The following is a 15404-nucleotide window of genomic DNA, read 5'->3' as shown; positions in this document are numbered from 1 at the left end:
CGATGCCCACGCCTCTGACCGCACCCCCCGCAAGGCGCCTCGCGCTCGCCGCGACGGCCACGCTCCTTCTGCTCACCGGCTGTTCGTCCGGCGCCTCCGACGCGCCCGCCGCATCCGATGTGTCCATCACCTCCGACGCGTCGTCGAAGCCCGAGCGGGGGACGGAGTCCGACCCCTCCGCACCCGGCTCCGAACGCCCGCCCGCGGCACCCGATCCGGCCCATGTGGCCATCCCTTCCCTGGATGTGTCCAGCACGTTGATGCCGCTGGGCCTGAACAAGGACGGCACGGTCGAGGTGCCGCCGGCCGAGAAGGGCATGACCGCGGGCTGGTACACGGGAGGGGCGGTGCCCGGTGAGCACGGGCCCGCCGTCATCATCGGCCACAACGACACGCGGTACGGACATGCCGTCTTCCATGACCTGAAGAAGATCGCCAAGGGCGCGGACATCGCCGTACGGAACAAGCGGGGCGCGACCGTGCACTTCACGGTGACGGGCACCGAGACGGTGAGCAAGGGGACGTTCCCCACCAGGAAGGTCTACGGGGCCACGAAGGGGCCCGAGTTGCGGCTCGTGACGTGCGACGGCGCGTTCGACGCGCAGGGGCACCCGGTGGACAATCTGATCGTGTACGCGACCCTCAAGGCTTGAGGCCCCGTCAGGGCTTGAGGTCGCGTCAGGGCCTGAGGCTGCTGACGATGTCGGCGGTCGTCGTGAGGCCGTCGTGGATGGTCGGCGCCATGCTCGAACTCGCGAGGAAGAAACCGAGCAGGACGCAGACCAGGGCATGCGAGATCTTGAGTGCGCCGTTGCGCAGGAAGACCACGGCGAGGATCAGCAGAAGCAGCACCACAGAGATGGAAATGGCCATCGTCACCCTCCTCCGCCACGTCGGCACCCGTGGCTTTCGGCCGCAAGTGTCGCGTAGCGGAGGGCTCGTCCGGGCGAGTGACGTGTCCGCCGAACGTGTGTTGACTGGGTGTGACCGTCCTGGGACGAGGTGCCGCCCGGCCGGTTACCGCTTGTCGTGGGCGTCGAGGAACGCCTCCAGGCCCGCCAGGTCATCGGTGTTGAGGAAGTCGACGTCGGCGGCGAGCAGTTCGGCCCAGAGGGCGTCACGGGCCGGTCCCGCGAGGTCGGGCGTGGCCCAGAAGCGGACCTGCTGGCCGCGCCGGTGGGCGTCGGAGACGATGCCGCGCAGCTTGTCGCGTTCGGCGGCGGGGAACGGTCCCGTGCCCTGCCAGGTGAAGTTGTTGGTCCAGTTGTCGCTGATCAGGGACACGAAGGAGGCGGGCGCCGCGGTGCCGAGGTCGGTGAGGCGGCCGTCGTAGAAGGCGTACCGGGTGCGCTGCGCCTCCATCGGGGCTCGGGCGGCGCGGTCACCGGAGATCACTGCCGTGACGGCGCCCCGGCGCACCCGGCCGTCCGTGTAGCCGGTGAGGAGGTGCCGGTAGGGGCGCAGTCGCCGGTCGAGTTCGCGGTAGGTGGACGCGCCCTCGGTCTTGATGTCGATGAGGAGTTGCAGCGGGGTGCGCCATCCCCGGTACACCGAGCCGTGGTTGGCCCGGACGCGGGCGGCCAGCGGGTCGAGGTAGAGCGATTCGAGGGTGCGGGCCGGGTCGAGGTCGACCGCGTCGTGGGCGACCAGGAGTGCGCCGTCGACCAGCCAGATGTCGGCCTCCACGCTGCCGAAGCGGTGGTCGAGCGCGTCGAACAGGGGCCGGGTGTGCTCGTAGTCGTTGTGGGCGTGCGCGCGTCCCAGCGGACGGGGACCGTGCCCGCGCCCGTCGCTCCGCGCGAACGCGGTGGGCGCGGCGACGGTTCCGGCGAGTGCGGCGCCGAAGGTGGTGAGGGCGGCGCGGCGGGTGGTGAAGGCCATGTTCTGCTCCCGTGGGGGTGCCGTACAGGTCGCCAGTGAGTATGCGGTCGCCGGCCGGCGATCGGAGCCCCCGCGACGAGGAGTTGGCGCGATCGCCACCCTTGATTCACCGCGCCGCCTCTGGTCCTGCGAGTTCCTCCCAGTGCACTGTCCGCCCGCACCACCGTTCCAGCAGGGTGCGGTCGTGGCCGACCGCGAGGAGGGCTGCGCCCGTCGCGCTCCGGTACTTCTCCACGACGGCGACCAGGGCGGCCGTGGTGGAGGCGTCGAGCATGGCCGTCATCTCGTCGCAGATCAGGAGCCGGGGCCGCAGGACGAGGGCGCGGGCCAGGCAGGCGCGCTGGAGCTGTCCGTCGCTGACCTCGTGGGGTCTCCGGCCCATGAGGTCCTCACCCAGGCCGACCGTGCGTGCCAACTCCCTCGTCCGGTCGACCACTTCGGAGGCACGGCCGGTGGCACGGAGGGGTTCGGCGATGAGGTCGGCGAGCCGCAGCCGTGGGTCGGCGGAGAGGCGGGGCTGCTGGAAGGCGACCCCGATGGCGGTGCGTTGGGCGCGCGGCGCGCGATGGCGCCAGCCCAGGACCGGGGCGCCGTCGAGGACGACGTCGCCGGAGTCGGGGCGGTGCAGCAGGGCGGCGACCCGGGCGAGCGTGGACTTGCCGCATCCGCTGGGGCCGAGCAGTCCCACCGACTCGCCGGCGCCGACGCGCAGCGAGACGTTCCGGACGACCGCGGCGCGGCGGTCGTATCCGGCGGTGAGGGAACGGAGTTCAAGCACCGGGCACCTCCGAGGGGACGGCCGCCGCCTCGTGGGCCAGGGGGTGGTGGCAGGCGACGTCCCGGAAGGCCGGCAGCGTGCCGCAGAGGTCCGTCGCCCGGGAACAGCGCACGGCGAAGGCGCATCCGTTAGGCAGCGCCGAGAGCTCCGGCGGCATCCCCGGTATCGGGGTGAAGTCCCGCTCGGGCAGCGCGTTCAACAGGCCGCGCGCATAAGGGTGTCGGGGGCCCGGCGTGCCGAAGAAGGCGGGCGCGTCGGCGATTTCCACGATCCGGCCCGCGTACATCACGGCGACGCGGTCGGCGATGCGGGCCGCGGCCGACAGGTCGTGGGTGATGAGCAGGAGCGCACGCCGGTCGCCGGTGTGGCGGCGCAGTTCGTCGACGGTACGGTCCACCAGGTCCCGGTCGAGGCCGGTGGTGGGTTCGTCGGCGAGCAGCAGCGGGGCGTCACCGACCAGGGCGAGCGCCGTGGCGGCCCGCTGGGCGAGTCCGCCGGAGAGTTCGTGCGGGTAGCGGTCGAGGTGGTCGGCGGGAAAGGCGGCCCGCTCCGCCGCGGCCCCGACGGCGTCCCGCAGCTCCGCCCTGGGGACGCGCGCCACCTCCCGCAGCGTCTCCACCAGATGCGAGCGCACGGTGCGTACGGGGGTCAGATGCGCGGCGGGACTCTGCGGTACGAGGCCGACGCGGCGTCCCCGTACCGTGCGGGCCAGGGTGTGTTCGCCCGCGGTGAGCAGGTCGGTGTCGCCGCCGATGACGGCGGAGCCGGTGGCGTCGGCGTTGCCGGGGAGCAGCCCGAGCAGGGCGGAGGCCAGGACGGACTTGCCGCAGCCGCTCTCGCCGACGAGGGCCAGGCACTCCCCCGCCGCGAGGTCGAACCGGGCGTCGGTGACGGCGTGCACGAAGGTGCCCTCGCGCATCCGGAACCGTACGGAGAGATCCCGTACCGACAGTACTGGCGGGGCGGGGGCGGTGCTCAGGGGATGGCCGTCCCTTCTCACAGCATCAGCTCCGATCGGCGCCGTGGGTTGAGGCGTTCCCGCCAGGCGCCCGCGAGGCCCGCGACGGCGATGGTCGGGACGATGATGAAGAGGCCGGGGAAGAGCGTCGGCCACCAGTCCCCGGCGAGCAGGGAGCCGCGCGCGGACTGGACGAGTCCGCCGAGGCTGGCCTGGTGGGTGGGCAGACCGAGGCCGAGGAAGGACAGCGCGGACTCGTGCCAGATGGCGTGCGGGACCATCAGGACGGCGGCGAGTCCGGCCTGCGGCAGGACGCCGGGCAGCAGATGGCGTACGGTGACGCGCCACCGTGAGGCGCCGCCGGAGATCGCCGCGTCGACGTAGGGCCTGGCGCGCAGCGAGAGGACTTCGGCGCGGACGATCCGGGCCGTCGACAGCCAGTGGGTGAGCGCGACGGAGACGACCACGGGCCAGACGCCCGGCCGGAACATCGCGACGATGAAGATGCCGAGCAGCAGATGCGGCACCGACGCGAACGCGTCGACCAGACGCATCACGAGCCGGTCCACCCAGCCCCCGCAGGCCGCGGCCGTCGCGCCGACCGCGGTGCCGATGACGGTGGCGACGACGGCGGCCACCACCCCGACGAGGAGGGACACGCGCAGCCCGTACACACAGCGAAGGAGCAGATCACGGCCCACGTCGTCGGTGCCGAACGGGTGTGCCCAGGACGGAGGTTGAAGCTTGTCGGCGAGGTGTACGGCCTGTTCGTCGAGGTCGGCGAGCGGCGGTACGAGCAGTACGGCGAGGAGTACGGCGGCCACGATCACGGCCGATGAGCCGACCCGCCAGACGCGCGGGGTGCGTGGGATCCGTAGCGGCCCGGCGGTGCGGCGAAGTGTGTCAGCCATCGAATCCCACCCTCGGGTCGGCGAGCCCGTACAGCAGGTCGGCGAGCAGACTGCCGGCGAGGACGGCGGCCGTGGCGAGGACGGTGAGCGCGGCGAGCAGCGGGAAGTCGACGGCGGTGGCGGCCTCGACGGTCGCGGCGGCGATGCCGGGCCAGCTGAAGACGGTCTCCACCAGGAGGGCGCCGGTGATGAGTTCGGGCACCCGGGAGCCGATGAGGGTGAGCACGGGCAGCATCCCGGAGCGCAGGGCGTGTCCGACGAGGACGGTGCGTTCGGCGAGGCCCCGCGCACGGGCGCCGCGCACCGGGTCCTCGTCCAGCGCGTCACCGACGCCTTGGCGAACGTACAGGGCGAACCAGGGCAGTTGGGAGATGGCGAGCACGGCGGCGGGCAGGATCAGATGGCGGGCGACCTGTCCGGCCGTGACGGTGTCGCTGCCGGTGTCGGTGAGGCCGCCTGCGGGCAGGACACCGAGCTTCAGCGCGAACAGCCAGACGGCGAGGAGCCCCAGCCAGAACGGGGGCGCCGCCTCCAGGGTGTACGCGAGGGAGCTGACGGCGCGGTCGACGGGCCCGCCCCGGCGCCGGGCGGCGAGCACGCCGAGTGCGGTGCCGAGCAGGATCGCGACGGCGAACGCGGTGGCGGCCAGGAGCACGGACCAGCCGGCGCGTTCCCCGATGGCCTCGGCGACGGGCTGCCGCAGGGTGCTGGAGTCCCCGAAGTCGCCGCGCACCGCCGAGGTCAGCCAGTCCCACCAGCGGGCGACGAGCGGCTGGTCGACACCGAGGTTGGCGCGCAGTTCGTCCAGGTTCTCCTGCGAGGCGGTGAGCCCGGCGGTCCCGGCGTACGCCTTCACCGGGTCGAAGGGCGAGGCGGCGGCGATGGCGAACACGCCGAAGGTCACGGCCGCCAGGACGGGCACGGCGAACAGGGCCCGCCGTCCCACGAGGCGGCTCATGGGCCCCCAGGGGAGCCGCCGGGAACGGGACTTCACGATGTCGGCCGCCAGTGCTCGACGTCCCACCAGGGACCCGACGCGAGCCCGTGGTCGTGCGGCTCGACCTGGGTGGTGAGGGAGCCGAACCGCTTGTCGGTCACATACAGGTGGTCGATGTGGGTGAGGAAGGTGTAGCCGGGGTTCTTCACCAACTCGCGCTGGACGGTGTCGTACGCGGCCTTGCGCGCGGCCTTGTCGGCGGTGCGGCGGGCTGCGTCGAGCGCGCGGTCGACCACCGGGTTGTCGTACCAGGCCATGTTGTTGAAGCCGTCGCCCGCGAGGTCGGAATTGAGGAGTGTGTACTGGTCGAAGTCGGGGTCGGCGGGTGAGCCGCCGCCCGCGAGGACCGCGTCCTTCGGCATGCGCGGCTCGATGACCTCCCACGTGCCCGCCTGCACCTTGATCTCGATGCCGAGCTTCTTGGCGTCGGAGGCGTAGGCGAGGGCGTGGTCCTGGCGGAGCTTGTCGCCGGAGACGTACCAGAGGGGGAAGGCGGCGCGTACGCCGTCCTTCTCGCGGATGCCGTCCTCGCCGGGCCGCCAGCCCGCGCCGTCGAGGATCTTCTTGGCCCGCGCCGGGTCGTGGGGGCGTTCGGTGCCGCTGGTGAACCACTCGCTGTCGGTGGGGACCGGGCCATAGGCCGCCTTGCCCGCGCCGTCGAGGATCGAGTCGACCATGGCCTTCCGGTCCACGGCGAGGTCGAGTGCGCGCCGCACGGCGGTGTCCCCGGTGGTCTTGTTGCCGGTGGGGAGGGTGACGACGCGGTAGTCGAAGGTGGTGGCCGCGTAGGTCCTGCGGTTCTTGTCCGCGTCGAAGGTCCTGGCGAGCGCGGGCGGGAGGATCGCGGCGTCGAGGTCGCCGGAGCGCAGCCGCGTGGCGCGGACGTCGTCGTCCTTGATGATCGCCATGGTGAAGTTCTTGATCTGCGGCGCGCCGCCCCAGTAGCCGGGGTTGGCCTTGAAGACCAGCTTCTCGCCCTTGGACCAGTTGACCAGCCGGTACGGTCCGGTGCCGACGGGCTTGGTGGTGAACGGCCCGGTGTTGACGTCCTGCCGGCCCGCTATGTGCTCGGGCGCGATGGGCAGGACGGTGCGCTCGGCGAACGGCGCGTAGGGGTGGGCGAGCCGGAAGACGACGGTGTGGTCGCCGTCTGCCTCGACGCTTTTCACGGCGTCGAGTTCGGTGCGCGAGGCGTTGTTGGTCTTCTTGTCGAGGATGGTCTCGTAGGTGAAGACGACGTCTTTGGCGGTGAACGGCTTGCCGTCGCTGAACTCGACGCCCTCGCGCAGCCGGTAGGTGTAGGTGCGGCCGTCCTTGCTCACTTCGGGCAGTTCGGCGGCGAGCGCGGGGCGCAGGTTCATGTCGGCGTCACGGGTGAGCAGTCCGTCGAAGAGCTTCGAGTTGCCGTCCTTGCCGTAGCCGAGCAGCGGGCTCAGACTGTCCGGCTCGTACGCGATGCCGACGACCGCCGAGTCCTTCGCCCCCTCGTCCCCCGTGCCGTCGCCGGGCGCGGAACACGCCGTGGCGGCGACCGCCAGTGCGACGGCCGCCGCCACGGTGCCCGTTCCCCGTATCGCTCGGGCCTTCATGCCACTCCACCCCTAATGAAGATCACACGTTATTGCGAATGGATCGCAATTATGCCTCACGTAATGGGCGAGTAAAGCCTTGGGTCCGTACGAGATGCGCGAGGTGTGAGAGGGCGTTCGGCGGGCGGGCGGTCAGGGTGTTCCGAGGTCGACCAGGTCACCCACCGCCTCCCGGTGCCGCCCCGCCGTGCCGAGGGCGATCGAGTCGGCCTTCGCTCGCTTCAGATACAGATGCACCGGGTGTTCCCACGTCATCCCGATGCCGCCGTGCAGTTGGAGCGCCTCCTCGGCGGCGTGGACGGCGACCGGCGACGCGTACGCCTGGGCGACGGCCACGGCGAGCGGAGCGTCGGCGCGGTCCGTGGCGAGGGCGTCGGCGGCGGCGCGGGCGGCGGCCCGGGTGCCGACCGTGTCCAGCCACACCTGGGCCATCCGGTGCTTGAGTGCCTGGAAGGAGCCGACCGGACGGTTGAACTGGTGGCGTTCGCGGGTGTGTTGGACCGTCTCGGTCAGGCACCATTCGGCGACACCGAGCTGTTCGGAGGCGAGCAGTCCGGCACCGGAGGACAGCGCCCGCCGCACGGCCCGGTCGGCGGCGTCGGTCAGCAGCCGCGCCGGCACCGCGTCGAACCCGACATCGGCGAGCGGCCGGGTGCGGTCCAGCGACGTCCGGGGTGTGACGGTGACTCCTTCGGCGTGGCTCGTGTCGACCGCGTACAGGCCGCCGTCCGCCGCCGGGACGAGCAGCAGATCGGCGGCGCCCGCGTCGGCGACACCGGTGACCCGGCCGTGCAGGGCGCCGCCCTCGTACCGGACGGTGGCGGTCACGGGTCCCGGTGCGGTGGACAGGGGCACGGCGAGGGCCGCGACGGTACGTCCCGACGCGAGCGCGCCCAGCAGTTCACCCGCCGTGTCGCCGCCGCAGGACAGCAGTGCCTCGGTGGCGATCACCGCGCTCGTGAGATACGGGACCGGCGCCACCGCGCGGCCCAACTCCTCCAGGACCACGGCGACTTCGCGGTGCGTGGCGCCCTGGCCGCCGAACGGTTCGGGCACCAGGAGCCCGGCGAGCCCCATGCCCTCCGTGAGCGCCTTCCACAGGTCGGGGTCGTGCGGTGTGTCGGACTCGGTACGGGCGAGTACGGAGGCCGCGTCGCAGTGGTCGGTGAGGAGATCGCGGACCGCCGAACGCAGCGCCTCCTCCTCTTCCGTGTACAGCAGGTCGGGCGACGTCTCGACGGGGCCGGAGACGGTGGCGGGGGTGGTGCTCATCGGGCCAGGTCCTTCCAGGCGACGTCCTTGTCGGTGCGTGGCTCGGACGGCAGGCCGAGGACGCGTTCGGCGACGATGTTCAGCAGGACCTCGCTGGTCCCGCCCTCGATGCTGTTGCCCTTGGAGCGCAGATAGCGATAGCCCGCCTCGCGGCCGGTGAAGTCGACGAGTTCCGGGCGGCGCATCGTCCAGTCGTCGTACAACAGCCCTTCCTCGCCGAGGAGTTCGACCTCCAGGCCGCTGATCTCCTGGTTGAGGCGGGCGAAGGCGAGTTTCATTCCGGAGCCCTCGGGTCCGGGCTGTCCCGCGACGAGTTGCTGGCGCAGCCGCTCGCCGGTGAGCCGGGCCACCTCGGCCTCCACCCACAGCGTCAGCAGCCGCTGCCGCAGATCGTGGGTGCGCAGTTCGGGACGTTCGCGCCAGACCCGTGAGACGGGACCGATCATGCCGCCCTCGCGGGGGATGCGGGCGCCGCCGATGGAGACCCGCTCGTTCATGAGGGTCGTCTGCGCGACGCGCCAGCCGTCGCCGACCTCGCCGAGCCGGTGGCTGTCGGGGATGCGGACGTCGGTGAGGAACACCTCGTTGAACTCGGCCTCGCCGGTGATCTGACGCAGCGGCCTGACCTCGACACCGGGGTCGGTCATGTCGCAGACGAAGTAGGTGATGCCCCGGTGCTTGGGGAGGTCCGGGTCGGTGCGGGCGATGAGGATCGCCCAGCGGGCCAGGTGCGCGCTCGACGTCCACACCTTCTGTCCGTTCACCACCCAGTCGTCGCCGTCGCGCACGGCGCGGGTGCCGAGGGCGGCCAGGTCGGAGCCGGCGCCCGGTTCACTGAAGAGCTGGCACCACACCTCTTCGCCGACCCAGAGCGGGCGCAGGAACCGCTCCTTCTGCTCGTCGGTGCCGAAGCCGAGGAGGGTCGGTGCGGCCATGCCGAGGCCGATGCCGATCCGGCGCGGGTCGTTGTCGGGTGCGTCCGCCGCCGCGAGTTCGGCGTCCACGACGGCCTGGAGGGAACGGGGGGCGCCGAGGCCGCCGAGCCCCTCCGGATAGTGGACCCAGGCGAGGCCCGCGTCGAATCTGGCCTGGAGGAAGTCGGTGCGACCGGTGTTCGCGGGCGGGTGCGCGGCGAGCAACTCGCGGGTGCGGCGGCGCAGTTCGGCAGCGTCCGTCGTCATACGGCTGTTCCTTCCTGTGCGAAGGCCGTTTCGCCGGAGTCGACGGCTTCCGGGACCACGACGACTCGGCCGGTGGTGACACCGTCGGCGACCCGCTGGACGGCGTCGGCCGCCCCCGTCAGCGGAACGCGCTCACTGACGAGCGGCTTGATCGCGCCCCGCGCGGCGAGTTCGGTCAACTGCGCGTGACAGCGCGCGATCGATCCGGGGTCCTTGGTGGCGTACAGGCCCCAGTGCAGGCCGAGGATCGCATAGTTCTTCAGCAACGCGTGGTTGAGGGCCGGCGCCGGTACGGTCCCGCCGGCGAAACCGACGACGACGATCCGGCCCTCGAAGGCGACGCACTTCGTGGACTTGGCGTACGCGTCCCCGCCGACCGGGTCGTAGACGACGTCGGCGCCCCGGCCGCCCGTCGCCTCCTTCACCACGGCGACAATGTCCTCCGTGCGCCGGTCCACGACCACGTCACAGCCGAGGTCATGGGCGACCCGGGCCTTCTCGGGGCCGCCGACGACTCCGATGACCCGGGCGCCGGCGGCCTTGCCCAACTGGACGGCCGCGCTGCCGACACCGCCGGCCGCCGCGTGCACGAGCAGCGTCTCGCCCGGCTGGATACGGGCCCTGCGGTGCAGACCGAACCAGCCGGTCTGGTAGCCGATGTGCAGGGCCGCCGCCTCGGCGTCGTCCAGGCTGTCGGGCGCGGGCAGCAGGGACGCCGTGCCGGCGAGCGCGTACTCGGCGAAGCCACCGTGCGGGAGTGCCGGGTTGGCGATGACCCGGCGCCCGTCCTCGGTCTCGCCGCAGATCTCCACGCCCGGGGTGAACGGCAGCGGGGGCCTGATCTGGTACTGGCCCCGGCACAGCAGCGCGTCAGGGAAGTTCACACTGGCGGCCCGCACCCGCAGGAGCGACTGCCCTCCGGTGGGTTCCGGAGGCTCGATCTCCGCCAGGCGCATCACCGTGCCCGGTTCGCCGGTGTCGCGCACTTGCCATGCCTGCATGGGCCCTCCAGGGGACCGGGGATCGGTGCGGGTCTCCTCGCATACTAAGCGGTTGCTTTGATTGGAGGGAACAGGCTGTTTCCGTTGACGCGCGGCTTCGGAGTTCACGGCGGGGAAAGGGGCCTGTATCTCTGGAGGTTTGCGGCCCTGGACGGTATCGACTTCGGCATGACGGACGACGAGTACACCACGACGGACTGCCCCGGACTGCCCGCTCCTCCCCCGCCGGGCGCGAGCGCGCTGCCGCCCGGCACCTTCGACTCCGCCGTGGTCCTGGTGACGGGCGGAGGTACCGGACTTGGCAAGGCCGTCGCCGCCGAATTCGCCCGTCTGGGCGCCGACTTGGTGATCGCCAGCCGCTCGCCGGAGCATCTGGCGGCGGCGCGGCGCGACCTGGCGGAGGTGGGCGGCGGCCGGGTGGTCTGCGCGCCGTGCGACATCCGCGATCCGGCGCGGGTCGCCGAGGTCTTCGACATGGCCGAGCGTACGGTCGGTCTGCCCGAGGTCCTGGTGAACAACGCGGCGGCGAACTTCCCGGTGCCCGCCGAGGACATGTCCCCGAACGCCTGGCGCGCGGTGGTCGACATCACGCTGACGGGCACGTTCTTCATGACGCGTGAGTTCGGTCGCCGCCATCTCGCCGCCGCCACCCCGGGCTCCGTCATCGATGTCGGCGCCTCGTACGCCTGGACGGGCGGTCCCGGCTTCGCCCACAGTGCGGCGGCCAAGGCCGGTGTGGAGAGCCTGGTGCGGACCCTTGCCGTGGAGTGGGGCCCGTACGGGATCCGGGTCAACGGCCTGGTGCCCGGTCTGATGCCGCACGACGACATGACCGCCGATATCCGGGGCACCCTCGACCGCGCGGACGACCGGGACGCGCGGCAGCCCGCGCTCCGGGTCGGGGCGCCACGCGAACTGGGCTGGGCGGCCACCTTCCTGGCCTCGCCGTACGCCCGTTTCATCAGCGGTCACACGCTGGTCGTGGACGGTGCGAACTGGCAGCGCAGGGCTGTCGTGAGCGCGCCGGTGGAGACCGTGCGGGAGCAGTTGGGCCGGGGACCGTTCACTGGCTGAAGCCGCCGCCCCCTCGCACCCATGCCGCCGCGCAGCGGTGTCAGCGGCCCTCGAAGCGCGGCGCCCTGCGCGCGGCCCGCGCCGCGTACCCCTCGCGGGAGTCGTCGGAGGTGAGGGTGATCGCGGTGGCGAGCGCGGCGCGGTCCAGGGTCTCGGGCATGCCCCGGTCCGCGTAGGAGTCGATGTCACGCTTGACGCCCTGGACGGCGAGGGGCGCGTTGGCCGCGATCTCGGCGGCGATCACGCAGGCAGTCTCCTCCAACTTCGCCACGGGCGTGACGAGTTGGACCAGTCGGAGGCGTTCAGCGGTGGCGGCGTCGATCCGGCGGCCGGTGAGCGCGAGCAGCTTCGCCCAGCCCGCTCCGGCGTCCCGGGCGATCCGCAGATCGCCGCCCGCGTCCACGGCGACCCCGATACCGGTCTCCGGCAGGGCGAAGACGGCGTCGTCCGCGGCGACCCTGATGTCGGCCATGAGGGCGAGTTCGAAGCCGAACCCGAGGCAGTGTCCCTGGACGGCGGCGACGACGGGCTGCGGCAGACCAGCGACGACACGGAAGCGTTCATGGACCCAGCGGATGCCCTCGTAGTAGTTGCGGACGCGCTGCGCGCCGGAGCGGCCCGTGATGGCGCCGCCGGGCGCGGTGACGTCGATGCCCGCGCAGAACGACCGCCCCTCGGCGCGCAGCAGCACGGCCCGCACCCGGTCGTCGAAGCGGATCCGGTCGGCGAGCAGGCCGAGTTGCCGCGTGGACTCCCAGCTCCACGCGTTGAGCTTGTCCGGGCGGCAGAGGGTGAGGACGGCGAGCCCGTCGTCCCCGACATCGAGCCGCAGCCGCTCCTCGCCCTCCGCGATGTCCGTGCTCGTGGTGTCGATCACCCGGACCCCCTCAGCTCTTTCGGCCCCCGTGCCTCCGCCAGCCATCTGACGTACCGTCAGAATAGTCAGGGGTGGTAGCTGGGATCCAGCCGGTAGAGCGTGATGCCCACATCGGTCACCGTGGTGTCGGAGGAGCCCTCGCAGGCGACGGCGAGACCCGCCTCGAACCGGGTGCTCTCGGACTGCGACGCGCGCGCCTGCGCACCGTCCTTGCGCCGCGCCTCGGTCAGCAGGTCGGAGGCCATCACCCACCGCTGATGGTCACTCATCTTCCTCAGGAAGTCCGCGCAGGGCGTGGCGTCGTACGCGGACTTCCAGGTCTGTTCATAGGTGCCCGCACTGCTCCCCGGCTCCGGCTCGGGCGGTTCGGTACGGGTCGGACTCGTGCTCGACGCCTGTGCGGTGGCGTCGGACCGGACGGTTCCGGAGCCGGTTCCGGAAACCTCGCCGGCGCACGCGATGAGCGTGCCGGCGAGTGCCGTGACGGTTAGCAGAGCGGGACTGATGCGCATGACGCCCCCCAAGGACGGTGCTGTGATCCGTCATTGTGGAGGGGCGGTGAAGGCACGGTCATCATGCCCGAACGCTTCGTGTCCGACCCGTAACGGATCACGCCTCGTCGCGGGTGAGGGCCAGCAGTCGGTCCAGGACGCGGGGCCCGCTCGCGCGCACTCCGTCGTGCTCGTACTCGTCCGTGACCCAGGTGCGCAGCCCCCGGATCGTGCGGGCGGTCTCCAGGGCGTGCGCGGTGTCCACGTACATGTCGTCGTGGTAGACGGCGGCGGCGACCGGGACCTCGTTGTGTGCGAGGCGCGTCGCGTCGTACAGCGGGGTCCAGTCGGTGCGCTCGGCGAGCAGGTCCGCGGCCTCGCGGAGCGGGCGCAGCGCGGGGTCGCAGTCGAAGGTCCAGGGGTGCACGGACTCGCCGGTGAACAGCAGCGGTCCGTCGCCCTCCAGGGTCCGTACCGCGTCGAACTGCGGGAACTCGGCCCGCACCCGCTGTGCCGACCAGGCCGTGGGCCGGGCGTCCTGGGCGTAGCACGCCTCGTGGACCAGGGCGTAGAGGGGGTGTCCGGCGTAGGAGAGCGCGGCTTCGACGTCCTGCTGGAAGGCGTCCGACAGGGCGGCACCGGCCGGGGTGCGGACGAACGCGTTCTCCAGGAGGTAGTGCAGCCGGTGGCTGCCGTCGCCGCCGCCGAGCATGATGCCGAGGGACTGGAACGCCTCGACGGTGAGCCGGTAGCCGCCGGGCAGCACGACGTCGTTCTCGGCGAGGTGCGTGGCGATGCGCCAGGCGCGCTCGACGTCCATCGGGTAGCGGGCGTAGTGCGCGGCGACCTTGCGTTCGATCCGCGGGTACGCGGCCCGGTAGACGTCGTCCGCGTGACCGTCGAGGGTCGGCAGACCGCCGGTGATCACGGCGGCGCGCAGGCCCTCGGGCGCGGTCGACAGATAGTGCGTCGTGCAGAAGCCGCCGAAGCTCTGGCCGAGCACGGTCCAGGGCGCGCCACCGGTGAGGGCGGGTCTGATCCACTCGCAGTCGCGGACGATCGAGTCGGCGCGGAACCGGGCCAGATAGTCGGCCTGCTCACGGGCGCCGCCACGCAGCGGGAGCGTCTGCCGGTTCGCCGGGGACGAGCGCCCGGTGCCGCGCTGGTCGATGAGGAGGACCCGGAACTCCTGGACGGCGCGGCCGAGCCAGGCGGCCTTGCCGGCGAACCGGTTGGCGCCGAAGCCGGGGCCGCCCTGGAGATAGACGAGCCACGGCAGGTCGGCCTGCTCCTTGCCGGCCGCGACGGCCTCGCGCCCGTACAACTCGATCTGCTCCCCCGACGGGTCGTCGTGGTCGAGGGGCACGGTGAAGTGGTGGTCGGTGAGAACGACGCCCGGCTGGCGGTACGAGACGGTCAAGGCTGCTCCTGTGCCGTGTTCAAAATGCGGACTGGCGGTGTCAGTTCAGCACAGGGGCGGTACGCGGGTCAGCACAGGGCCGTACGCGCGTCAGCACAGGCGGCGTACGCGAGGTCACCGGGGTCGCAGGGTCGAGTTGCGCACCACCAGTTCCGGCTGGAGCACCACCCGCCGGTGCTCATGGGTGCCGGGCCGCGCCGCCTCGGTCTCCTCCAGGAGGAGTTCCGCGGCGAGGGCCCCCATGGTGACGGCGGGCTGCCGTACCGAGGTGAGCGGCACGGCGGCGGCCGACGCGAACTCGATGTCGTCGTAGCCGACGATGGCGAGTTCGTCGGGGACGCTCACGCCGGCCGCGAACACGGCCTGGAGGACACCGAGGGCGAGCAGGTCGTTGGCGCAGAACACGGCGGTCGGCCGGTCGGCGAGGCCAAGGAGCCGGGCGCCCGCGTCCCGGCCCGCCGCGACGTCGAGCCGTTCGGTGGGCAGTTCACGCAGCGCGCTCGCGGGCAGTCCCGCCTCGGCGAGTGCCCGCAGCGCGCCGACCCTGCGGTCCCGCACCTGGTGCAGACCGGCCGGTCCGCTGACGTACGCGATGGTGCGGTGCCCGGCGTCCACGAGATGGCGTACGGCGAGCGCGCCGCCGTTGACGTCGTCCACAGAGACGGAGCACTCGGTGGTGCCCTCGGCGACGCGGTCGACGAGGACGAAGGGGATGTCGTGGCGGCGGAAGGCCGCGATGTTCTGGCCGGTCGCGTCGGCGGGCGTGAGCAGCACGCCACGGACCCGCTGTTCGGCGAAGAGGGCCAGATACTCGGCCTCCTCTGCGGGGTTCTGGTCGCTGTTGCAGACCATCACGCCAAGTCCCGCGTCGCGGGGGGGGGGGGGGGGGGCGCGCCGGCGGCGGGGGGGGGGGGGGGGAAAAGCCGGGCCGCAGGCCACACACGGACCGCAACGCAGGCGGGTGGGACAGCCGG

15 protein-coding genes and 1 pseudogene are annotated in these 15404 nt (G+C 72.4%); 2 read left to right on the top strand and 14 right to left on the bottom strand.

Translation table 11 applies throughout. From position 1 onward, the window contains the following. Nucleotides 1-2 precede the first annotated feature (2 nt). Entirely contained in the window at nucleotides 3-653 is a 651-nt protein-coding gene (locus ACFVT5_RS41610) for a class F sortase (protein ID WP_389899345.1), read from the top strand. Nucleotides 654-678: 25 nt separating this feature from the next. On the opposite strand, the gene ACFVT5_RS41605 is transcribed toward ACFVT5_RS41610, so the two are convergent. From ACFVT5_RS41605 to ACFVT5_RS41560, 10 genes are all read right to left on the bottom strand, one after another. Next, entirely contained in the window at nucleotides 679-873 is a 195-nt protein-coding gene (locus ACFVT5_RS41605; protein ID WP_389899344.1) for a hypothetical protein, read from the bottom strand. 144 nt (nucleotides 874-1017) lie between these two features. After that, nucleotides 1018-1881 carry a phosphatidylinositol-specific phospholipase C/glycerophosphodiester phosphodiesterase family protein gene (locus tag ACFVT5_RS41600; protein ID WP_389899342.1) on the bottom strand — a complete coding sequence of 288 codons (864 nt, stop codon included), beginning with the start codon at nucleotides 1879-1881 and terminating at the stop codon, nucleotides 1018-1020. A 106-nt stretch (nucleotides 1882-1987) separates the two neighbouring features. Beyond that, nucleotides 1988-2659 carry an ABC transporter ATP-binding protein gene (locus ACFVT5_RS41595; RefSeq protein ID WP_389899341.1) on the bottom strand — a complete coding sequence of 224 codons (672 nt, stop codon included), beginning with the start codon at nucleotides 2657-2659 and terminating at the stop codon, nucleotides 1988-1990. Next, nucleotides 2652-3578, bottom strand: coding sequence for an ABC transporter ATP-binding protein (locus ACFVT5_RS41590; RefSeq protein ID WP_389899339.1), 927 nt, complete (start codon nucleotides 3576-3578; stop codon nucleotides 2652-2654). The genes ACFVT5_RS41595 and ACFVT5_RS41590 overlap by 8 nt, the downstream gene beginning before the upstream one ends. A gap of 77 nt (nucleotides 3579-3655) precedes the next feature. Further along, nucleotides 3656-4528 carry an ABC transporter permease gene (locus tag ACFVT5_RS41585; RefSeq protein ID WP_389899338.1) on the bottom strand — a complete coding sequence of 291 codons (873 nt, stop codon included), beginning with the start codon at nucleotides 4526-4528 and terminating at the stop codon, nucleotides 3656-3658. Beyond that, nucleotides 4521-5486, bottom strand: a complete 966-nt coding sequence (locus ACFVT5_RS41580) for an ABC transporter permease (RefSeq protein WP_389899337.1) — start codon at nucleotides 5484-5486, stop codon at nucleotides 4521-4523. Before ACFVT5_RS41580 ends, ACFVT5_RS41585 begins: the two co-directional genes overlap by 8 nt. Before the next feature lie 32 nt (nucleotides 5487-5518). Beyond that, on the bottom strand, nucleotides 5519-7114 hold the full coding sequence (locus ACFVT5_RS41575) for an ABC transporter substrate-binding protein (protein WP_389899335.1): 1596 nt from the start codon (nucleotides 7112-7114) through the stop codon (nucleotides 5519-5521). A 132-nt stretch (nucleotides 7115-7246) separates the two neighbouring features. Then, nucleotides 7247-8386, bottom strand: coding sequence for an acyl-CoA dehydrogenase family protein (locus ACFVT5_RS41570; protein WP_389899333.1), 1140 nt, complete (start codon nucleotides 8384-8386; stop codon nucleotides 7247-7249). Continuing rightward, nucleotides 8383-9567, bottom strand: coding sequence for an acyl-CoA dehydrogenase family protein (locus ACFVT5_RS41565; RefSeq protein ID WP_389899332.1), 1185 nt, complete (start codon nucleotides 9565-9567; stop codon nucleotides 8383-8385). The genes ACFVT5_RS41570 and ACFVT5_RS41565 overlap by 4 nt, the downstream gene beginning before the upstream one ends. Beyond that, nucleotides 9564-10568 carry an NADPH:quinone oxidoreductase family protein gene (locus ACFVT5_RS41560; protein WP_389899331.1) on the bottom strand — a complete coding sequence of 335 codons (1005 nt, stop codon included), beginning with the start codon at nucleotides 10566-10568 and terminating at the stop codon, nucleotides 9564-9566. The genes ACFVT5_RS41565 and ACFVT5_RS41560 overlap by 4 nt, the downstream gene beginning before the upstream one ends. A 168-nt stretch (nucleotides 10569-10736) precedes the next feature. Here ACFVT5_RS41560 and ACFVT5_RS41555 point away from each other — a divergent pair, with 168 nt between their 5' ends. Beyond that, entirely contained in the window at nucleotides 10737-11642 is a 906-nt protein-coding gene (locus ACFVT5_RS41555) for an SDR family oxidoreductase (protein ID WP_389899330.1), read from the top strand. Nucleotides 11643-11682: 40 nt separating this feature from the next. Here ACFVT5_RS41555 and ACFVT5_RS41550 read toward each other — a convergent pair whose 3' ends face one another. The 4 genes and pseudogenes from ACFVT5_RS41550 to ACFVT5_RS41535 form a co-directional block, all read right to left on the bottom strand. Next, nucleotides 11683-12519, bottom strand: coding sequence for an enoyl-CoA hydratase/isomerase family protein (locus ACFVT5_RS41550; protein ID WP_389899329.1), 837 nt, complete (start codon nucleotides 12517-12519; stop codon nucleotides 11683-11685). A 65-nt stretch (nucleotides 12520-12584) separates the two neighbouring features. After that, entirely contained in the window at nucleotides 12585-13031 is a 447-nt protein-coding gene (locus tag ACFVT5_RS41545) for a hypothetical protein (RefSeq protein WP_389899328.1), read from the bottom strand. A gap of 97 nt (nucleotides 13032-13128) precedes the next feature. Further along, entirely contained in the window at nucleotides 13129-14430 is a 1302-nt protein-coding gene (locus ACFVT5_RS41540) for an alpha/beta fold hydrolase (protein ID WP_389899327.1), read from the bottom strand. Between the two features lie 114 nt (nucleotides 14431-14544). Further along, a pseudogene (locus ACFVT5_RS41535) lies at nucleotides 14545-15303 on the bottom strand (substrate-binding domain-containing protein); the annotation flags it as partial. Between the last annotated feature and the right edge of the window lie 101 nt (nucleotides 15304-15404).

This window comes from Streptomyces sp. NPDC058001, assembly GCF_042886315.1.
Taxonomy (GTDB): Bacteria; Actinomycetota; Actinomycetes; order Streptomycetales; family Streptomycetaceae; genus Streptomyces.
Note: the sequence above shows the minus strand (reverse complement) of the source record. Positions and strands in the feature narration are given on the sequence as shown.